General features: G+C 64.5%; 21 protein-coding genes. 4 read left to right on the top strand and 17 right to left on the bottom strand.

Annotated elements, in window-relative coordinates:
- Positions 1-42: 42 nt before the first annotated feature.
- The 5 genes from ACNPP0_RS21210 to surE all read right to left on the bottom strand — a co-directional run bounded on the left by ACNPP0_RS21210 (position 43) and on the right by surE (position 4,095).
- Positions 43-675 carry a hypothetical protein gene (locus ACNPP0_RS21210; protein WP_448706923.1) on the bottom strand — a complete coding sequence of 211 codons (633 nt, stop codon included), beginning with the start codon at positions 673-675 and terminating at the stop codon, positions 43-45.
- A 198-nt stretch (positions 676-873) separates the two neighbouring features.
- Entirely contained in the window at positions 874-1,653 is a 780-nt protein-coding gene (locus tag ACNPP0_RS21205) for a 3'-5' exonuclease (RefSeq protein ID WP_046804987.1), read from the bottom strand.
- Positions 1,650-2,510 carry a peptidoglycan DD-metalloendopeptidase family protein gene (locus ACNPP0_RS21200; RefSeq protein WP_332608018.1) on the bottom strand — a complete coding sequence of 287 codons (861 nt, stop codon included), beginning with the start codon at positions 2,508-2,510 and terminating at the stop codon, positions 1,650-1,652. The genes ACNPP0_RS21205 and ACNPP0_RS21200 overlap by 4 nt, the downstream gene beginning before the upstream one ends.
- A gap of 17 nt (positions 2,511-2,527) precedes the next feature.
- A complete protein-coding gene (locus ACNPP0_RS21195) occupies positions 2,528-3,352 on the bottom strand; it encodes a protein-L-isoaspartate(D-aspartate) O-methyltransferase (protein ID WP_332608017.1) in 825 nt (274 codons plus the stop codon).
- Positions 3,337-4,095, bottom strand: coding sequence for a 5'/3'-nucleotidase SurE (gene surE, locus ACNPP0_RS21190; protein ID WP_332608016.1), 759 nt, complete (start codon positions 4,093-4,095; stop codon positions 3,337-3,339). The genes ACNPP0_RS21195 and surE overlap by 16 nt, the downstream gene beginning before the upstream one ends.
- Positions 4,096-4,275: 180 nt before the next feature.
- On the opposite strand from surE, the gene plsY reads away from it, so the two are divergent.
- Complete coding sequence (gene plsY, locus ACNPP0_RS21185; protein WP_448706922.1) at positions 4,276-4,920, top strand: glycerol-3-phosphate 1-O-acyltransferase PlsY; 645 nt, start codon at positions 4,276-4,278, stop codon at positions 4,918-4,920.
- On the opposite strand, the gene tsaD is transcribed toward plsY, so the two are convergent.
- The gene (gene tsaD / locus ACNPP0_RS21180) at positions 4,921-5,952 is read right to left on the bottom strand and encodes a tRNA (adenosine(37)-N6)-threonylcarbamoyltransferase complex transferase subunit TsaD (RefSeq protein WP_332608014.1); all 1,032 of its coding nucleotides are present in this window, start codon (positions 5,950-5,952) and stop codon (positions 4,921-4,923) included.
- A gap of 111 nt (positions 5,953-6,063) precedes the next feature.
- On the opposite strand from tsaD, the gene ACNPP0_RS21175 reads away from it, so the two are divergent.
- Positions 6,064-7,356, top strand: a complete 1,293-nt coding sequence (locus ACNPP0_RS21175; protein WP_332608013.1) for an NCS2 family permease — start codon at positions 6,064-6,066, stop codon at positions 7,354-7,356.
- Between the two features lie 54 nt (positions 7,357-7,410).
- Here the strand turns inward: ACNPP0_RS21175 and ACNPP0_RS21170 are convergent, their stop codons facing one another.
- Positions 7,411-8,322: a hypothetical protein gene (locus ACNPP0_RS21170; RefSeq protein ID WP_448706921.1), complete on the bottom strand. Its 912-nt coding sequence runs from the start codon at positions 8,320-8,322 to the stop codon at positions 7,411-7,413.
- A gap of 334 nt (positions 8,323-8,656) precedes the next feature.
- On the opposite strand from ACNPP0_RS21170, the gene ACNPP0_RS21165 reads away from it, so the two are divergent.
- Both ACNPP0_RS21165 and ACNPP0_RS21160 read left to right on the top strand, forming a co-directional pair.
- Complete coding sequence (locus ACNPP0_RS21165) at positions 8,657-9,679, top strand: LLM class flavin-dependent oxidoreductase (RefSeq protein ID WP_448706920.1); 1,023 nt, start codon at positions 8,657-8,659, stop codon at positions 9,677-9,679.
- A gap of 172 nt (positions 9,680-9,851) precedes the next feature.
- Positions 9,852-10,226, top strand: coding sequence for a thioredoxin family protein (locus ACNPP0_RS21160; protein WP_332608010.1), 375 nt, complete (start codon positions 9,852-9,854; stop codon positions 10,224-10,226).
- A gap of 60 nt (positions 10,227-10,286) precedes the next feature.
- Here the strand turns inward: ACNPP0_RS21160 and ACNPP0_RS21155 are convergent, their stop codons facing one another.
- The 10 genes from ACNPP0_RS21155 to ACNPP0_RS21110 form a co-directional block, all read right to left on the bottom strand.
- Positions 10,287-10,874 carry an IMPACT family protein gene (locus ACNPP0_RS21155; protein ID WP_448706919.1) on the bottom strand — a complete coding sequence of 196 codons (588 nt, stop codon included), beginning with the start codon at positions 10,872-10,874 and terminating at the stop codon, positions 10,287-10,289.
- Positions 10,875-10,909: 35 nt separating this feature from the next.
- A complete protein-coding gene (locus ACNPP0_RS21150) occupies positions 10,910-11,740 on the bottom strand; it encodes a type 2 periplasmic-binding domain-containing protein (RefSeq protein WP_448706918.1) in 831 nt (276 codons plus the stop codon).
- 101 nt (positions 11,741-11,841) lie between these two features.
- On the bottom strand, positions 11,842-12,615 hold the full coding sequence (locus tag ACNPP0_RS21145) for an ABC transporter permease (protein ID WP_046804996.1): 774 nt from the start codon (positions 12,613-12,615) through the stop codon (positions 11,842-11,844).
- A complete protein-coding gene (locus ACNPP0_RS21140) occupies positions 12,612-13,610 on the bottom strand; it encodes an ABC transporter substrate-binding protein (RefSeq protein WP_448706917.1) in 999 nt (332 codons plus the stop codon). The genes ACNPP0_RS21145 and ACNPP0_RS21140 overlap by 4 nt, the downstream gene beginning before the upstream one ends.
- A gap of 79 nt (positions 13,611-13,689) precedes the next feature.
- Positions 13,690-14,460, bottom strand: coding sequence for an ABC transporter ATP-binding protein (locus tag ACNPP0_RS21135; protein WP_332608007.1), 771 nt, complete (start codon positions 14,458-14,460; stop codon positions 13,690-13,692).
- A 122-nt stretch (positions 14,461-14,582) separates the two neighbouring features.
- A complete protein-coding gene (locus tag ACNPP0_RS21130; RefSeq protein ID WP_448706916.1) occupies positions 14,583-15,812 on the bottom strand; it encodes an MFS transporter in 1,230 nt (409 codons plus the stop codon).
- A 238-nt stretch (positions 15,813-16,050) separates the two neighbouring features.
- Entirely contained in the window at positions 16,051-17,655 is a 1,605-nt protein-coding gene (locus ACNPP0_RS21125; protein WP_332608005.1) for an ABC-F family ATPase, read from the bottom strand.
- 79 nt (positions 17,656-17,734) lie between these two features.
- Positions 17,735-18,775, bottom strand: a complete 1,041-nt coding sequence (locus ACNPP0_RS21120) for an LD-carboxypeptidase (RefSeq protein ID WP_448706915.1) — start codon at positions 18,773-18,775, stop codon at positions 17,735-17,737.
- Complete coding sequence (gene tadA / locus ACNPP0_RS21115; RefSeq protein WP_314355684.1) at positions 18,772-19,263, bottom strand: tRNA adenosine(34) deaminase TadA; 492 nt, start codon at positions 19,261-19,263, stop codon at positions 18,772-18,774. Before tadA ends, ACNPP0_RS21120 begins: the two co-directional genes overlap by 4 nt.
- Positions 19,264-19,273: 10 nt before the next feature.
- On the bottom strand, positions 19,274-20,122 hold the full coding sequence (locus tag ACNPP0_RS21110; protein WP_332608003.1) for an HAD family hydrolase: 849 nt from the start codon (positions 20,120-20,122) through the stop codon (positions 19,274-19,276).
- Positions 20,123-20,238 lie beyond the last annotated feature (116 nt).

The raw sequence follows: 20,238 nt of genomic DNA, 5'->3' as shown, positions 1-20,238 counted from the left end.
CTTCACGCGTCCGCCCCCACAAGGCGGCGGACGAGCCCGGACTTAGTTAGCCGCCGGTGCGGGCGGCGGAGGCGCATCCGCACCGGCCGGGGGAGCCGGCGGCGTGCCCGGCTTGCCCTTGCCGTGGCGCCCTTCCATCTTGGCGTGGCGTTCCTGCATCTTGGCTTCGCGGTCCTTGACCATCTTGGTCACCTGGCCGCGCTGCGTGTCGTTCAGGCTGTCCCACACGGCCAGCCATTGGTCACGCACCTGCTTGGCTTGCGGGCCGAACGCATCGTGCGACTGCTCGGACTGCGCCGCCAAAGCGCGGGGGTCCAGCTTGCCGCTATCCAGTTGCGACTTCAGCAGATCGTGGCGCTTGGCGCCGGCGGCGCGCATCGCCTCGTGCAGGCTGCGTTGGCCGTCCTGCGCGGTCTTGAACAGCGCTTGCTGCTTGTCGTCCAACTTCAGCTGCTCAACCTGAGCCTTGGAAACCGGACCCAGGCCGGGGATGAACAAGCCGTCGCGCATGCCCTTGTGGAACTCGCCACCACGCGGGCCTTGGTGATGCATGGCGGCCGGGCCACCATCGGCCGGGGCCGGAGGTGCGGCCATGGCGGAGCCAGCCACCAGACCGCCCGTCGCGGCGACAAAAGCAAGAGCGGCCAAATTGGAGCGAATAGCGAATCGGGACATGTGTGTCTCCTGAAAGTGAAGAAAGCGAGGCCATTGTGCGGTTGTGGTGGTTTCAACCGGGTTTCGCCTACGCGTTCCATGTTTCAGTCGATTGCGTGTGCGCCAGACGTGAAAACGGGGCCTTGCGAGGCCCCGTTCTGGTCCTGGTCCACCACGCCGAAGCTGGCGCCGGGTGGCGTCGGATAGCGTCGGGTGACGTCAGGTAGCGTCCCAAGCCGCCATGTATTCCTTCCAGTGCGGCGCGTCGCTGGCGGACAGCGTGTCGCGCACCAAGGCGATCTCGGCGTCGTAGGCCGTGCGGTCCAGCTCGCCACGCAGAAAGCGAAAGCGGCAGTACACCAGCCAGGTGTTGACGACGTCGGTTTCGCAATAGGCGCGGACCTCGTCGGCGCGGCCGGTGTGCCACGCTTCCCAGACCTTGCTGCCGTCCATGCCCAACTTGCCGGGAAAGCCACACAGCTTGGCCAGGTCGTCCAGCGGCGCGTTGGCGCGGCCGTTGTACTTGGCCAGCACGTCCATCAAGTCCAGATGCCGCGTGTGATAGCGGGCAATGTAGTTGTTGAACTTGAAATCGCGGTCTTCTTCGCCCATGTCCCAGTAGCGGGGTGCGGGCACGCCCAGAATCAGGCTGCGGTAGTGCAGCACGGGCAGGTCAAAGCCCGACCCGTTCCAGCTGATGAGCTTGGGCGTGTAGCGTTCGATGGTCTTGAAGAAGCCGGCCAGCAAGGCGGCTTCCGGGTCGTCGGCCTGGCCCAGCGTCTTGACGCGAAAGCCCTGGTCGTCGCGGAACACGCAGCCCACCACCGCGACCTTGTGCAGATGCAGCGGCAGGAAATCGTGCCCCACGGCTTCGCGCCGCGCGGCCAGCGCGCGTTCCACCACTTCCAGGTCCGAGACCTCTTGGCCCCAGCCGTTGAGCTTGCGCAGCCCATCGGCATCGGGGATGGTTTCCAGGTCGAATACCAGGGTGGGCGTCATCGCGTCGGCAGGTACTGCATCGGGTCGACCGGCGTGCCCTGGCGACGGATTTCAAAGTGCAGGCGCGGCGACGTGGTGTCGCTTTGGCCAAGTTCGGCGATCTTGGCGCCGCGCTTGACGTTCTGGCCCGTCTTCACCAACAGCGCGCGGTTGTGCGCGTAGGCGGTGATGAAACCGTTCTGGTGTTCAACGATGATCAGGTTGCCCAAGCCCCGCACGCCGTTGCCGCTGTACTTGACCAAGCCATCCGCCGCGGCGGTGATCGGGTCACCCAGCGCGCCCGAAATGTCGATGCCCTTGCTGCTGGCGTTGAAGGTCTGCACGATGGCGCCGCTGGCGGGCCATGCCCAGTTGATGACGCTTGCATCCGCCGCGCGCGGCGTGGGCTTGACGTCGACCGGCGCCGGCGCGGGCGTTGCTTCGGGCGGCGGCGTGGTGGTCGTGGCAGCCGGGGTTTCCGGCTGGTCAAGCGGGCGAGGTTGCGGCTTGACGCTGGCGATCGGCGCGGGTTGCGCGCCCGTGCCGGAGCCGCCGGACATCTTCAGCACCTGGCCGACCGAGATCTGGTTGGGGTCGCTGAGGTTATTCCAGCGCTTGACGCTTTCGATGTCCACGTTGTTGGCGCGGGCGATCTTGTAAAGCGTGTCGCCCGGCTTGACCACATAGCTGCCACCGGGCTGAGCCGTTGACGCTGGTTGTCCGGCGGTCATGTCGACCACCGGAGCGCGAGTTCCTTTTGATGCGCAGCCGGCCAAAATAGCCAGGCTGAGTGCCCCCACGATAAAGAGCGGGCGGCGCAGGCGCGTCATGGACGCGCCCATAGTCATATCGGTCAGTTGCGACTGCCCGTTGAGCATACGTTTCTCCTGTTTGCTCAAGATTGTATTCCGGCACGTAGCGGCACAAAGCGCACGGCCTCTAATTCAGTGCGTTTCCAGCTGGCCGCGCCGGTGCGTTCGATCAGCACCAAGCGCTGGTTCGTGCCCCCTTCGGGAGCGATAAGGCGTCCGCCTGGTGCAAGCTGCGTAAGCAGCGCTTGCGGAATGGCCAGGCCAGCGGCAGCCACAACGATAGCATCGAACGGCGCCACGCCGGGCAGGCCCAGCGTGCCGTCGCCGTAGATCAAGCGGATGCGCGTGGTCAGCCGCAAGGCGCGTAAATGCTCGCGCGCAAGCTCGTAAAGACCACGGATGCGTTCAATGGAATGGACCTCGCGCACGAACTGCGCGAGCACTGCCGCTTGATAGCCACAGCCCGCGCCCACTTCCAAAACGCGGGTCGGCGCGCGGTCTTCGCAAGCCGCCGCGATCATGCGCGCGACCACCCACGGTTGCGAGATGGTTTGCGAATGGCCGATGGGCAGCGCGGCGTCTTCGTACGCGCGGCTGGCCAGCGCTTCGTCCACAAACAGATGACGTGGCACGGCAGCCATGGCGTTCAAGACGCGTTCGTCGGAGATGCCCTGGCCACGCAGGCGTTGCACCATCGCCTGGCGCAGCCGGTCGGAATTCAAGCCAAGATTGTTTCCCGCCGCTGGCGCGGGCGCCTGGGTCTGGCGGGGCAGCGTGGCGGCCGAAATGCGGGTGTTGCTATTGGTGGCCGTGACGCCCGGGCTTAGGCGACCCGAGTCGTAGCGGACGGGGCTGGGCCGGCCGGGCACGGCCTGCGAGACATCGGGTTGGCTTACGCGTTTGCGCATAACGGCTCCGCCCAGGTTCTGATTTCGTCAAGCTGGCTGTGCTGGGTCAGGTCCAGCCGCAAGGGCGTGACCGATACCGTGCCCTGCTCCACCGCATGGAAATCGGTGCCGGGCGTGGCGTCGGCGGCCAGGCCGACCGGGCCGATCCAGTACACCGTGTCGCCATAAGGCGTGGTGGTGCGCACGACGGGCTGCGAGGGATGCCGCTTGCCCAAACGCGTGACCGCGAAGCCGTGGAGGTCTTCAAAGCGGCGATTCGGGATATTGACGTTAAGCAGCACGGGCGCGGCCAGCGGCTGGGCCAGATGGCGTTCCACCACCTGGCGGGCGGCGCGCGCGGCGGAGTCGATGTGTTCCCAGCCCTTTTCAGCCAACGAAAACGCGATGGCGGGGATGCCGAACAGATAGCCTTCGCTGGCGGCGGCCACCGTGCCGGAATACAAGGTGTCGTCGCCCATGTTGGCGCCGTTGTTGATGCCGGAGACGACCAGGTCGGGCCGGGCGTCCATCAAACCGGTCAGCGCCACGTGCACGCAATCGGACGGCGTGCCATTGACGGCAATGAAGCCGTTCGAGGCCGTGCGCACGGACAAGGGGCGGTTCAACGTCAGGGAATTGGAGGCGCCGCTGTGGTTGGTCTCGGGCGCAACGACGGTGAGATCGCCCAGGCCTTGCAGCGCCGCTACCAGCGCTTCGAGCCCAGGGGCCGAATAACCATCATCGTTCGAAACCAGAATTCGCATTGTGCATCCGAAAGAAAATAAAACGCGGAAGGACGTGTCGGATTGTACCGTCCGCCGTCCCGCCCTGTATGACTGCGTGCAACCACGGGGCTTGCACGCCACGCTCGATAACCCGTAGCCAGGGGCTGCGCGCGGCGCGGTAGAATCCGCGCCATTACGACAACAACGGACTCCCTTTCCATGGCGATTACCGAACCCTCCCTGGCGTTCACCGCCGCGCTCATCCTGCTGGCCTACCTGATCGGCTCCGTGCCGTTCGCCGTGGTCGTCAGCAAGCTGATGGGGTTGCAGGACCCTCGCAGCTACGGGTCCAAGAACCCGGGCGCGACCAATGTGCTGCGCACCGGCAACAAGACCGCCGCCGCGCTGACCTTGCTGGGCGACGCGGCCAAGGGCTGGTTCGCCATCTGGCTGGCCGAAAAACTGGCCCCCGGCATCACGCCGACCGGTCTGGCGCTGGTGGCGCTGGCCGCTTTCGTGGGCCACCTGTACCCGGTTTTCCTTGGATTCAAGGGCGGCAAGGGCGTGGCAACGGCGCTGGGCGTGTTGGTCGCGATCCAGCCCTGGCTGGCCGTGGCCACCGCCGCCACCTGGCTGATCATTGCCGTCTTCTTCCGCTATTCCTCGCTGGCCTCGCTGGTGGCGGCCTTCTTCGCGCCGGTGTACTACGTGTTCGGCTCGGGCCTGGCCTGGTATGCGCAGCCGGCCATGGGCGTGGCGCTGGCCGTGATCGGCGTGCTGCTGTTCTACCGTCACCGCGCCAACATCACGCGTCTGGTCCAGGGCACCGAAAGCAAGATCGGCGGCAAGAAAAAGCCGGGTTGATCAGGCAATATCGGCAAGATCCCAGCGGGGTTTGACCGTGAAGCTGTGCGCATCGGCGTCCAGTTTCACCAGCCCGGCCTTGACCCTTTCGGCTGCCGCGAAGGCGATCATCGCGCCGTTATCGGTGCATAGTTCCAAGGGCGGAAAATACGCCTGGGCCCGCAAGGGCTTGAGCGCCGCGGCCAATTTGGCTCGCAACAACTGGTTGGCGCCCACGCCGCCGGCCACTACCAGGCGGCGCAATCCCGTCTGCTTCAACGCCTTGATTGACTTGGCGGCCAATACATCGACGATCGCGCCTTGGGTAGCCGCCGCCAGGTCAGCCCGCGTCTGCTCGTCCAGCCCACCCGCCTTTTCCGCCGCCTTTACGCGGGTCAGCACGGCGGTTTTCAGCCCACTGAAACTGAAGTCCAGGTCACCGCTGTGCAACATGGGGCGCGGCAGGTCGAAACGGCTGGCGTCGCCCTGCCCGGCCAGCTTGGCCAGCGCCGGGCCGCCGGGATAGCCCAGGCCCATCAGCTTGGCCGATTTGTCGAAGGCTTCGCCCGCGGCGTCGTCCAGCGTTTCGCCCAGCAGTTCGTAGCGTCCCACGCCGTCCACCCGCATCAGCTGCGTATGGCCGCCGGACACCAGCAACGCCACAAAAGGAAAGTCGGGGCGCGGGTCGGCCAACATGGGCGACAGCAAGTGGCCTTCCAGGTGATGGATGCCGATGGCCGGCAAATGCCGTGACCACGCAAAGGACTGCGCCACGCTGGCGCCTACCAGCAAGGCGCCCGCCAAGCCCGGGCCGGCCGTATAGGCCACCGCGCCAATGTCCGACATTTGCAGGCCCGCGTCTTGCAGCACCTGGCGTGTCAAGGGAACCACGCGCCGGATATGGTCGCGCGAGGCAAGTTCGGGCACCACGCCACCATATTCCTGGTGCATGGCGATCTGGGTATGCAAGGCGTGCGCCAGCAGACCGCGTTCCGTACAGACGGCTGCGACACCGGTTTCGTCGCAGGAGCTTTCAAAGCCGAGGATAATCATGGCGGCAGAGTTTACAACTGATGCGAAAATACGCGAGTTTTGAAATGGTGCGGCGCCTGTCTGGCCCCGCCGACAACAACCTACAAGCCTGCAAACACACTGGGGACTGGAATGCTGGAGAAGTTATTCAAGCTGCGTGAACACGGCACGAACGCGCGCACCGAGATCGTGGCCGGTCTGACGACGTTCCTGACGATGTCCTACATCATCTTCGTCAACCCGGACATCCTGTCGTCCACCGGCATGGACCGCGACGCCGTTTTCGTGGCGACCTGCCTGGCGGCGGCGCTGGGGTCGCTGGTGATGGCATTGATCGCCAACTGGCCGATCGGCATGGCGCCCGGCATGGGCCTGAACGCCTTCTTCGCGTTCACCGTCGTCAAGACCATGGGCTACACCTGGGAACAAGCGCTGGGCGCCGTGTTCATTTCGGGCGTGATCTTCTTGATCCTGACGATATCGGGCATCCGCGTCTGGCTGGTCAAGGGCATTCCGCATTCCCTGCGCAGCGCGATTGCGGCGGGCATCGGGCTGTTCCTGGCGATTATCGCGCTGTCCAGCGCCGGCATCGTGGTTGCCCACCCGGCCACCAAGGTTTCCCTGGGCAACTTGACCACCCACGGCCCGCTGTTCGCCATCCTGGGCTTTTTCATCATTGCGTCGCTGGATGCGTTGCGCGTGCGCGGCGCCATCCTGATCGGCATCATCGTGGTCACCGTGCTGTCGATGGCGCTGGGCTACAACGAATTCAAGGGCATTTTCTCTGCCCCGCCCAGCTTGGCGCCCACCTTCCTGAAGCTGGACGTCATGGGCGCGCTGCACAGCGGTTTCGTGCACGTGATCCTGGTGTTCGTGCTGGTGGAAGTGTTCGACGCCACCGGTACGCTGGTGGGTGTGGCCAAGCGCGCGGGCCTGGTCCCCGAAGGCCGCCCCAACCGCCTGGGCCGCGCGCTGTTCGCGGACAGCACCGCCATCGTCGCTGGTTCGGCCCTGGGCACCAGCAGCACCACGGCCTTCGTGGAAAGCGCATCGGGGGTACAAGCGGGCGGCCGAACCGGCATGACCGCATTGGTTGTGGCGCTGCTGTTCCTGGCCGCATTGTTCATCTCGCCGCTGGCCGGCGCCGTCCCTGCATACGCCACCGCCCCCGCCCTGCTCTATGTGGCCGGCCTGATGATGCGCGAACTGATCGAGATCGACTGGAACGAAGTCACCGAAGCCACCCCGGCCGCGCTGACCGCACTGGTCATGCCGTTCACGTACTCGATCGCCAACGGCATCGCCTTCGGCTTCATCAGCTATGTGGTCCTCAAGACCGCCACGGGCAAGGTCCGCGACGTGCACCCGGCCACGTGGCTGGTGGCCGTGCTGTTCGTGATCCGGTACGCGTTCTTTCCGGAATAGCCGGACCCACAAATGGCTTCTGTAAGCCGCCCGGCGACCGCCGCGGCGGCTTTTTTAATTGCCGCCTTGCGCCGCACCAACTTCTTTGCGCGTGCGGTCAGCCACCGCGTGTACCAACAGAACGGCCGCCAGCACAGCCGCCACAACGTTGCCAATCAGCAAACCGTTAAAGACGGGACCAAGTTCCGCAGGATCAAACCAGCTTAGAGATAGGGGGACGCCCACCACAATCAACGAAAGGCGTAGCAACGGCGGGATCGCCCTCCAATCAAGCAACCTAAGCAACGTAATGAACAGCATCGCCAATCCATCAAATGCCACGATCCATATCGCAAGAAAGAAAATACTGAGCAATTGCGTGGAAATAGTCCCGAGATAAAGCCATGAAAGCAACGGGGACGCAACGTGTAGCCCCACACTGCTTATGGCGACATAAGCCAACCCGAACATCGCGAGCCCCTTCATATCCCCGAGAATGCTGGCCGAACGTTCGGACGCAACGTTCCCCACGGCGCGCGTCATCCCGACATAGATAACCGAGGCAATGTTCATGAAATTGATTCCAATGGCGAGCAGGGCTACCAGCTGTTCGTGCCCCCGCGAATTGACATAAGCGAACAGCAACGACATGCCCCCGGTGAATATCAAGCCCACCAGGGCCTCGGATCGTCCGTAGCTAAACAGGTTTTTCCATTCTGGGAGATCGAGATTCGGCCAGATCGCGATTCGATGCCGAACCAAACAGCCATGCACGACGAAGCCCAATAGCAGAATTCTGACTAGCGTGGTCGCGCAGGCCACCGCCACAGCAGGTGAGGACCAGCCAAGATTGATCAGGAACACGTCAAGAATGACGTTTACAACCGCTGCTCCAGCGGTAAGCCTGCCCAGAATCATCAAGTCCAGCGACACCATCGACAGGGCCACCAACCGGGACCCGGAAATAGTCAAGGATTGGCGGGTCAAGGCCCAATAATTCACTCTTCCTCCCTCCGCGACCGAAGGGTGCGCGAAAAGCCGTTCGTCTTCGGGCGTCCCGGGGCGCAAGGGAGCCCGCTTTGGCAGAAAGGTAGCAGACAGATTTTGAAATTCATGCCCTGGCCACAAATTCGTAGTTTTACGAACTGCCGGCCCCGCGTGGCAGATACAACCCGCCCGCCCGCAAGGTTGCTGCCTTCTCCGGTTGAATTCGTCGATACACTCCCCATGTATCCCGTATGGAGTTCACCTTGCGCCCTACCCGCCTTGTCCCCGTGTTGCCGTCCTGTCGTGCCGTTGCCTTGAATAAGGAGACGTCCGCATGAGCGCCCTAGCCCGCATCCCGTTTTCGGTCTTGGATCTGGCCCCGATTGTTCAGGGCCGTGATGCCGCGGACGCGTTTCGCAACACCGTGGCGGTGGCCCAGCACGTTGAGAAGCTGGGATACAACCGCTTCTGGTTGGCCGAGCACCACAACATCAACGGCATCGCCTCCAGTGCGACGGCCGTGCTGATCGGCCATGTGGCCGGGCACACGAGCACGCTGCGCGTGGGGTCCGGCGGCATCATGTTGCCCAACCACGCGCCCTTGATCATTGCTGAGCAGTTCGGCACTCTTGAAACCCTGTACCCCGGCCGCATCGACTTGGGCCTGGGCCGCGCGCCCGGCAGTGATGGCGCCACGCAGCACGCGCTGCGCCGGGGGCCCCGCAGCGGTCTGGAATTTCCCGCGCTGGTTGAAGAATTGCGGGGCTTCCTGGCGGCGTCCCGTCCCGGGCAGCCCGTGCGCGCCATACCGGGCGAAGGGTTGGACATTCCGACCTGGCTGCTGGGTTCCAGCGATTTCAGCGCCCGCCTGGCTGCCGAATTGGGCCTGCCGTTTTCGTTTGCGGGGCATTTCTCGCCCGAAGGCATGGCGGCCATGCGCCTGTACCGGCACCTGTTCAAGCCGTCGGCCACGCTGTCGCGCCCTTACGCAATGATCGGCGTGCCGGTGGTGGCGGCCGAAACCGACGAGGCGGCCCGGCGTCAGGCGACCACGCAGCAGCTTAAATTTCTGTCTTTGGTACGCGGCCACCGCCTGCAATTGCAGCCCCCCGTCGACAGCATGGAAGGTTTGTGGAACGAATGGGAGCGTGAAGCGGTCAATCAAAGATTGGGCGCTTCCATCGTGGGCGGGCCGGACACCGTCAAGCGGCGGCTGGAGGCCCTGGTGGCCGAAACCGAGGCCGACGAAGTCATGATCGTGTCCGACTTCTTCGATATCGCGGATCGCCTGCGCTCTTTCGAGATCGTCGCGTCGTTGAAGAACGACGCCGGCGCCTCTACAAAAACCGCGGTCTAAGCACCGCTGACTGCGCTCTCCACAGCGCCAACCATTGCGACGCTGCCATCGCCCGCTCTACTATTACGCCAGAGCGCGTGGCACATAAAGCGTCGCCGAATCAGGCCGGGGCAGGCACACCCCGGATCTCGACCCCGACTTTTTGCGCCGCGCTCCGCGGCAAGGATCCAAAATGAGTATTGTTGAACTCACCAAAGAAAGCTTCCAGGACGCCATCACGCCGGACGGTACCCTGATCGTCGACTTCTGGGCTCCGTGGTGTGGCCCGTGCCGTGGCTTTGCTCCTGTTTTTGAGCAAGCCGCAGCCGAGCACACCGATGTCACGTTCGCCAAGGTGAACACCGACGTCGAGCAGGAACTGGCTGGCGCCCTGGGAATCCGGTCGATTCCCACGCTGATGGTCTTCCGTGAGAAAGTCCTGCTGTTCTCGCAACCCGGTGCCTTGTCGGGCGGGCAACTCAATGAGCTGCTGGCCAAGATCAAGGAGGTGGACATGGAAAAGGTCCACCAGGAAATCGCCGCGGCGCAAGACAGCCAGAACGCGTAAATAACCAGGGGCCCGACATCGGGCCCCTTTCCATTGCAGCGTGCGGTCTGGTCGGCGGGCTCAGGACACGAGCTCCCACGCCGAGCGTCCGCGCGTGATGTTGGCGACGGTGACTTCCAGGTCACCCACCGCGGCGCGTGGCACGACGAAGCACAGCGATACGCCCTCTTCGTTGAAGTCTTCCTGCTGCACCACCGCCCCGGCTTGCCCCAGGCGCGACTTCAACAGCGCCAATTCCGCAAAACCACAGGTGCATGTCACGGTGGCCAGATCCACGATTTCGGTGCGCTGCCCCAGGCGCAGGCAATTGGCGGCGCAACCGCCATAGGCCCGCACCAGCCCGCCCGCGCCCAATTTGATGCCGCCATACCAGCGCACCACCAGCACTGCCACGCGGTCCATGTCCTGCCCTTCGATGGCTTGCAGGATGGGGCGGCCGGCCGTGCCGCCGGGCTCGCCATCGTCATTGAACCGGTATTCCTGACCGATGCGATAGGCCCAGCAATTGTGGGTGGCTTCGGGGTCGCTGTGCTGGGCAAAGAAACGCATCGCCTCGTCCACGGTGGCAACCGGGGCGGCGTAGGCGACAAAGCGGCTTTTCTTGATGTCTTCCTGATAAGAGCAGGAAGCGGTCAGCGTGTGCGTCATGCCCGGCATTGTAAGTGTTGGGCGGGGGCTTGCCGCTAGCCGTGGCAGTCGGGCACTTCCTGGTCCAGATAGACGTCGAACGCCACATCGCGCGCCCATTTCGCGGTCATCGCCTTCCAGGCGCCGGCCTGGCTCCAGGTGCGCATCTCGTTTGCCATCCAGGCCCGATCGGCCGCGCCCGAGGCGGGCAGCAGCCACACCCGTTCGCGGGTGTCGCCGTCGGCGGCCAATGTTGACGAGAACTTCTTCCACTCTGGAAAGCGCACCAGCGGTTCCCAGACCGCGTCGTCCACCAGGCCGACGTCGCAAACGCCCTCGCGCACCGCAACCAGCGCATCGGATGGCACGCGGTACGTCCGCACCGCCGCGCCCCAACTTGCCGCCAGCGCGCGCGCGTGGGTGTCGGCTTCCGCCATGCAGACGGTGTGCCCTTTTGCGTCGGCCGGCTTGCGCAGGCGGGTGTCGCTGCGTATCACCGCCTTGGGGCGCGCACGGTAACCAGTGGGTTGCACCGCCAACGTTGCCGGGGCCGGCTGGACGTCGGCGTCATCGGCCAGCACCATGTCCACTTTCCCGGCCGCCAGGGCCGCGCCCGCCTCATCCGCCGTGACCTGTTGCAAGCGTACGGGCAGTTTCAGGCTGGCGCCCAGGCGTTCGGCCATGTTCGCGTCCAGCCCGTCTGGCGTGCGGATCTTGGCTCCTGCCACGGGTGGCGGCGCCAGATACGGCACACCCACCACCAGTTCGCCGCGCTCACGGGCGGCCGCAAAGGGCGGCGGCTCGGCGTGCACCGCGCTTGTGCCTAGCAGCAGCATGCCTGCTGTGATCAGCGCAAGGCGGCGCAACGGTCGCGTGGTTTCAGACATGGACTTGAACTCGGACTTGAGGCTGGACTGCGACTTTGGAGTCGGGCTGGAACGACCACGCGGGCTGACTGGCGACCTTGAATGCGGGCGTCGACCCGCCGTCAAACGTACTGATACCGAAGCAACCGGTGCTTCAGGTTTTCAAGCACAAACTGGTCGATCAGCGCGGCCAGCACGGCGATGACGAGGATGTTGGTCATCACGCCCGTCATGTCGGCGATTTCGCCCGAGTACGCCAGCGAACGACCCAGGCCCTTGCCGAAACCGATCAGCATTTCAGCCGAGATCAGCGCGCGCCAGGCGTTGCCGAAAGCCAGCTGCGCGCCGGTGATCAGTTCGGGCATGACGGCGGGCAGGTACACCCGCTTGACCAGGCCCCACCGCGTTGCGCCCATCACGCGCGCGGCCGAAACGTGCACGCGCTGCACGGATTCGGTGGCGTTCATGACACTGAGCGCGGCGGGAAAAAACGCCGACAGCGCCACGACGACGATGATGGGCGTGTTGCCAAAGCCCATCACGATCAGGAACAGCGGCACCCACGCAATGGATGGAATCGATTGCAGAATGACGATGGCGCTACGCAGCACTTCTCGGAAGAAGAACAGCACGGCGGCCACCAGGCCAAAGCCGATGCCGGCCACCAGCGCCAGGCCGTACCCCGCGCCCAGCCGGCCCAACGTGCCCATCAGGCTTTGATGAAACGACTGTTTGCCCAGGTCTTCGAACAGGCGCTGGACCACGGCCGGCACGCCCGGCATCAGGAAATCAGGCAAGGCGAACGCCGCCAGCTGCCACAACAACAGAATGAACAGGACGCCCAAAACGCCCGCAAGATGCTTGCGGGCGCCGGTCACTCGGGTAGACGAGCTCAAAGTTTGCGCGCCTCTTGCCAGGACAGATCAACGATGCTGGACACGTCGTACGGCTTGCCGTCGCGCGTTTTCAGCGAACCTTGGGCTTGCAGGATATCGGCGATTTCCTGCATGCGCGCCGTGTCTTTCTGCGTGAGCTTGGGCGTGAACACCTGCGTGCTGATGGCCTCGGCGATCACCGTTTCGCGCGGCAGTTCGCCCCGCGACAGGGTCTTGAGCGTGGGCTCGGCGATGAAGTACGACGCGATCAGCTTGGACGCCTGCGCCGGTTCCTTCTGCAGCAGCGTGATGGCCTCGTTCTGCGCGTCCAGCGCCTTCCATACGTCGTCCTTGCGCTTGGCCAGCGTCTCACCGGAGGTGATTACTACCATGCACGGGAACGGCCACGCCTGGCCAACTTCGTAGATCTGCTTGACCGGCGCTACGAGTTGCGCGATGCGGTCATAGGGCTCGAACAGGAAGGCCGCGTCCACGCGCTTGCCCACCAGCGACTGCACGGCAACGGCCGGGCTGACGCCCATGACGTTGACGTCGTCGGCGCCAAGGTTGCCCTGCTTGAGGACCACGCCCTTCAACACCACGTCCGCCGTGCTGCCTTCGGCTTGCGAGGCCAGCGTCTTGCCCTTCAGGCCGGCGATGTCCTTGATACCGGAATCGTCGCGCACGATCAGCGAGTGATAGCCCTGCTGCGCGCCGCCCACCACTTTCAGGTCGGCGCCCTTGGAGGCCCACGCGACGGCGTTGGTGAAGCCCAGCACGCCGATGTCCAGCTGGCCGCCTACGATGGCCTTGATGAGATCGGTGCCCGACTTGAATTCGATCAGCTCGGAATCCAGCCCCGCGTTCTTGTAGAAACCGCCCTCTTGCGCGACGATTGCTTGCGCATCGTCCATGACGCGCAGATAGCCCACGCGGAATTTTTCGGCGGCCATCGCGGGGGCCGCGGCCAACAGCGCGGCCGCTAGCGGCAGGGACAGCCATTGCTTCAATTTCATGGGTAAAGCTCCAGGGAATTCAACGGTGGCGGCGCGAAAACGCCGCGACGGATAAGGATGGGGTCAGGCCAGGATGGGGTCAGGCGGCCAGCGCCATGTCGGCATGAGCATGCGAGCCGTCCACGGCGATGCCAAGCAGGCGCAGGATCTCGCGCTTTTCAGCGGCCAGATCGGACAGGTCGTGCGTCTTGGCACGATGCGCCAGGTTGAATTCGCGCAGCACACGGGCCGGACGCGGGCTGAAGACCACAATGCGATCGGCCAGGAACAGCGCTTCGTCAACATCGTGCGTGACGAGCAGCACGGTGGGCTTTTCCTGGGCGATCAGTTGGCGCAGCACGTCTTGCAGGCTAAGGCGGGTCAGCGCGTCAAGCGCGCCGAACGGCTCGTCCATCAGCATGGTCTGGGGCTGGGCGATGAAGGCACGCGCCAGCGCAGCGCGTTGCCGCATGCCGCCGGACACCTGGTGCGGATAGTAGTGTTCGAAGCCGGCAAGGCTGACGCGCGCCAGCCATTGGCGAGCGCCCTCGCGGGCGCGCTTCTTGGGAATGTTCTGAAATTCCAGCGCCAGCGCCACGTTGTCTTCCAGCGTCAACCACGGGTACAGCGCGTGTTCCTGAAATACCAGCGTGCGGCTGGGGTGCGGACCGGCCACGGGCTTGCCGTCGGCCAGGACGCGGCCCTGCGTGGGCTGTTCCAGGCCTGCCGCCAGGTGCAGCAACGTGGACTTGCCGCAGCCCGAGGGGCCGACCAGGGCGACGAGTTCACCGGGCTTGATGTCGCTGGTGAAGTCGTCCACCACGGGCAGGTCGCCAAAGTGTTTGTGGACGTGATCGAAGGTCAGGTTCATGGAACGAATCGTAGGCGCGCGTGAAGACGAGGCCTAAATCTAACAATTCGTTATATGAATTCAAACGATCAATATTGAATGTCTTTAAAGCTTATCGTTATATGAATAACGACGCCAAGGGGCTAGCGGGTGGCGGCCTGCGCGACGGCTTGCCGGCCGGCGTGACGTTGCAGTCCAAACGCGATCACAAACCCGATCACCACCGCCAGCGCGGCGGACAGAAAGATGGGCGGATAGCCATAACCGCTGGAGATATAGCCGGCGACAGGCCCGGTTACGCCCAGCGCCAGGTCCAGAAATGCCGAATAGGCACCCAGCGCCGCGCCTCGGCTGCCCGCCGGCACGCGCGCCACGGCTTCGACGCCGATGGCAGGGAAAATCAACGCGAACCCGCATCCCGTCAACGCGGCGCCCAGCAGCGCGGCGGTGGGATTGGGCGCCAGCCACAGCATCAGCAGGCCCGCCGCTTCCACCAGAAAGGAAACCTGCGCCACGCGAAAACCGCCATAACGCGTAATCGTGCCGGCAAACAGCAGCCGCACGCCGATGAACGCGCAACCGAAAGCGCTGAGCGCATGCGCCGCGCCTTCCCACGACATGCTGGTGTAGTAAAGCGCCACGAAGGCAGCCAGGGTGCCAAAGCCCACCGACCCCAGCCCCAACGCCATGCCGTGCGGAAAGACGCGCAGCACCACGCTCTTGAACGCCATCCGGTGGCCGCCGACGATGGACACCGCCGCGCGGCTGATGGCCAGCCCCAGGCCGGCCAGACCCAGCAGCAACACCGCCCCGCCCAGCGCGCCCATGCTCCATTCCCGCTCAAGCGTCACGCCCAACGGCGCGCCCAGCGCCAAGCCGCCATACGTGCAGATGCCGTTCCACGAGATGACGCGCGCCGTGTGCAGCGGCCCGACCCGCGCGATGGCCCAGGTGGCCGACCCCGTGCCCACCCAGCTTTCCCCGAACCCCAACGCCAGCCGGCTGACGATGATTGCCGTCATGCTCAACCACGCGCTGCGTTCGAAGGCATAGGCCAGCAACAGGAAAACGCCGCTGGCCGCGCAGGCGACCATGCCGATCACGACGGTTTGCTTCGGGCCCACCGTGTCCGCCATGCGTCCGGCGTGCGAGCGGCTGAGCAACGTGGCCACGTACTGCACGCTGATCGCCAGCCCGGCCAGCACCGTGCCATAGCCCAGCTTGTCGTGCACATAGCCGGGCAACACCGCCAGCGGCAAGCCGATGGCCAGGTAGCAGATGAAGGTAAAGAAGGCGATAGCGACGATGCGAAACGTCAGCGCGAACGTGCTGATCGGCGCGCCGTCCGGCGTGCTGTGCGGTGTGGGGGACATTGGTCTGGGAAAAAAAATGCCTGGCCGAGCGGATCAGGGTAAACCCGATGATAGCGCAATCAATATTGCAGCTTGCTGAACAGAGGTATGGCTTAAAAAACGCGGCGCGCCCCGAGAGGCGCGCCGTGAGAGACGGGATGGGTTGCGGACACGCCGGCCGAGCCGGACAGGTGCCGCAGTCAGGACCACATCAAGCCAACGTCAGGCCGACATCATGCCGACATCACAACCAGCGGGCTCAGGCTTCGATGCCGCGCGATTCCAGATAGTCTTCGTAGCCGCCGCGGTAATCGATGATCTCGCCCGAGGGCAGGATTTCGATCACGCGAGTGGCCAGGCCGGACACGAATTCGCGGTCATGGGACACGAACACCAGCGTGCCCTCGTACTTTTCCAACGCGAACTGAAGCGATTCGATCGATTCCATGTCCAAGTGGTTGGTGGGCTCGTCCAGCAGCATGACGTTGTGCCGGCCCAGCATCAGGCGGCCGAAGGTCATGCGGTTCTTTTCGCCGCCGGACAGCACCTTGGGCGCCTTGGGCAGGTCGTCCGCCGAGAACAGCAGGCGGCCCAGCACGGAACGGATCGACTGGTCGTCGTCGCCCGGCTGGCGGTGGTCGCCCATCCAGTCCAGCAAGTTGATGTCGGTTTGCAGGAATTGGTCGGACACGTCCTGGGCCATGTAGCCCAAGTCGGCGTTATCGGACCATTTCACCGAGCCCGAATCCGGTTGCAGTTCCGTGGCCAGCAAGCGCAGCAAGGTGGTCTTGCCCACGCCGTTGGCGCCGATGATGGCGATTTTTTCGCCGGCGTCGACCATCGCCGAGAAATTGGTGATGACCGGCGCGTCGTAAGCCTTGGTCAGGTTTTCAACCGTGACCGCCAGGCGGTGCATGACCTTGGTTTGTTCAAAACGGATGTATGGGTTCTGGCGCGACGACGGCTTGACCACGACCTGGTCCGCCTTGATGCGATCGATCTGCTTCAAGCGCGAGGTGGCCTGGCGCGACTTGGACTTGTTGGCGGCAAAGCGGCGCACGAAGTCTTGCAGCTCGGCGACGCGTTCCTTGGCCTTGGCGTTGTTGGACACCAGGCGCTCGCGAGCCTGGGTGGAAGCCAGCATGTAGTCGTCGTAGTTGCCCGCGTAGATGCGGATTTCGCCGTAGTCCACGTCGGCCATGTGCGTGCACACCTGGTTCAGGAAGTGGCGGTCATGGCTGATGATGATCATCGTGCTCTGGTAGCTGTTGAGCACGTTTTCCAACCAGCGGATGGTGTTGATATCCAGGTTGTTGGTGGGCTCGTCCAGAAGCAGGACGTCGGGGTTCGAGAACAGCGCCTGCGCCAGCAGCACGCGCAGCTTCCAGCCCGGCGCCACTTCGCGCATGGGCAGGTTGTGCTGGTCCACGGCGATTTCCAGGCCCAGCAGCAGTTCACCGGCGCGCGCTTCAGCGGTGTAGCCGTCGTATTCGGCGAACTTGGCTTCCAGATCGGCCGCGCGCATGTAGTCGTCTTCGGTGGCTTCCGGGTTGGCGTAGATGGCGTCGCGCTCGGACATGGCGGCCCACATTTCGGTGTGGCCCATCATGACGACGTCCAGCACGCGCAGGTCTTCGAACGCGAACTGGTCCTGGCGCAGCTTGCCCAGGCGCACGCCCGGTTCCAGCGACACGTTGCCGCCGGATGCTTCGAGGTCGCCGCCGATGATCTTCATGAACGTCGACTTACCGGACCCATTGGCCCCGATCAGCCCGTACCGGTTGCCTTCTCCGAACTTGACGCTGACGTTCTCGAAAAGGGGCTTGGGACCGAACTGGATGGTGAGATTGGCTGTGGATATCACGGTATTTTGAGTCTGTAGGCGTCCGAGGACGCATGCGAGGAAACCCGATAGTGTATCAAACGGGGCTCGCCCCGCCCGATCAGTGGTGGTGTTCGTCCAGCACCAGATGGGCCAGGCCCTTCTCGGTGGCGATGCCGACCTTCTGGCCGATGGGCAGCGTGGCCTTGGTGGCCACATGGCCGTACGGCAGGCCCGTAATCACCGGCACCTTGACCGTCTTGCGCAGCCACGCCACCACTTCATGCACGTCGTAACCCTGGTCGTGCGGGGCCAGCTTGTAGTCGGTGAAACGGCCCAGCACGATGGCCTTTTGCTTGGCCAGCACACCGGCCTGCGCCAGCTGGATCAGCATGCGTTCCACACGATACGGATGCTCGGCCACATCTTCCAGGAACAGGATGCCACCGCGCACCTTCGGGAAATACGGGGTGCCCACCAACGACGCCACCATGGCCAGGTTGCCGCCCCACAGGATGCCGCGGGCATCCACCGGGTCGGCGTCCTGGGTTTCGAAGCTAAGGATTTCAAGCTCGCCGCGCATAACTTCGCCGAACAGGGCTTCGGTCAGGTCATCGACCTTTCTGCCGCCAAAGTCCGCCACGGCGGTGGCGCCGGTGTAGCTGACGGCGCTCGTCTTGGCCAGCAGCGCCAGGTTGAAGGCGGTGAAGTCGCTCATGCCGACAAAGCGCTTGCCGCTGTCGGCCATGGCCGTCCAGTCGATCTGGTCCAGCAGGCGGCCCATGCCGTAGCCGCCGCGCGTCACCATGACGATGGGCAACTTTTGCTTGGTGGCGCGAACCAGACTGGCGGCGCGCTGCGCGTCGGTGCCGGCAAAACGCTGGTGCACGGCGTAGGCGCTGCGGTCCAGCGCCGTCTTGAAGCCTTGCTGTTGCAGGCGTTCACGCGCCAGTTCAACCGTGGCGGGGTCGCGCACGGCGGATGACGGCGAGATCAGATAAATGCCGCGGGCGTCGGGCATGACTTGCCCGTCAGCATGGTCGTGGCTGTGGTCGTGACCGCAGTCCTCGCCGCAGGCGAGCCCATGGTCATGATCGTGGGCGGCGGCCGCCGAGGTAGCCGCCTTTTTCGAGGCGGATTTGGCGGGTTTGCGGGTGCTCATGCGATGGATTCCTTGGCGCGGCGTTCACGGAAGAACCGGCGCAGCAAATCGCCGCAAGGTTCCGCCAGCACGCCGCCGGTGACTGAAGTGTGATGGTTGAGTTTCGGCACCGAGCCCACGTCCAGCACGCTGCCGCAGGCGCCGGTCTTGGGGTCGTAGGCGCCGAAAACGACGCGAGCCAGTCGCGCGTGCAGCATGGCGCCGATGCACATTACGCAGGGTTCCAGCGTGACGTACACGGTGATGCCGGGCAAACGGTAATTTTCCAGGCGCCGCGCGGCGTTGCGCAGCGCCACGATTTCGGCGTGGGCGGTGGGATCGTGGTCGATGATGGTGCGGTTGTAGCCGCGTCCCAGGATTTCGCCTTGCGCGGAAACCACCAGCGCGCCAACGGGCACTTCGCCGATGTCATAAGCGGCCTGGGCTTCTTGCAGCGCCAATTCGATGTAACGCGCGTCTTCGGCCGTCCAGGCGGGCACTGCCGCCAGCGGGCCGGCCTCAACCACGGTACACCCGCGACTTCAGGGCAATGCGGCCGGCCAGGCTGGTCACGGCCTCTTCAAGCCATTGATACAGCTCGGCTTCTTCGTCGTAGCGGGCCTGGTTCAGGTTGGACACGCGGCCTTCTTCGATGAAGCCCCAGGCGCGGCTGCGCTTGTCGCGGTGCTTGGGGTCCCACACGCCGAAGGCGAAGCCGCCCGCGCGACGGATCAGCGAGAAGCACGGGATGTCGGTATAGCCGTCGCCCACGAACACCATCTGGTCGAACGGCACGCGCAGCCGGTCTTCGGGCACCTTGCGGTTGACCTCGAAGGGCTTGTTGCGAAAGTCGCGGCCGATGATGCCCTTCTGGATGTGGAACAGGTAGCGCGTCTTGTCGGTAAAGCTGACGATGCGGCGCGGGAACGTGATGCCGCCGTCTTCGCCGTAGACAAATTCCGAGGCCCAGATCTCGGTGAATTCATGCGCAATGGGGGTCGAGCGGACAACGTCGCCAATGCCGCTTGAGATCAGGTAGAACTCCAGCTGCACCTGCGGCTGTTCGGCGCGAACCGCCGCGCGCAGGCGCGAAAACAGCGTGGGCACCCCATCATGCAGATCCAGCCGGGCGCCCCACTCTTTCAGGCGCTGCTGCGTGATCAGGCCGTGCGTGCCGGCCTGCGACAGCTGAATCATCTTGTAGAGATAGGCGGGCACCGGGTCCCAGTCTTGCTTGGACAGCAAGGGGTCGACCTCATCCTTCCAGAACGAGGCCGTGTCCACGCCGATACTTTCCAGGAAACCGGACGTGCTGTCCGAGGCCAGCGTGTCGTCGAAGTCGAAAATCAGGGCAATGACGTCGGACATGGGTGCGTGATGGGGGCAAACGTAAACAGCGCGCAAGGCGCAACAGCCGTCATTTTGCCTGAATGTGACGGCGGTTGCGCCCGTGGCGCCCCAAACGCAAAGCGGCGCCCGGCCCG

Source organism: Achromobacter semiaridum, assembly GCF_053543755.1.
The sequence above is the reverse complement of the archived record's forward strand: the minus strand, read 5'-3'. Positions and strand labels throughout refer to the sequence as shown.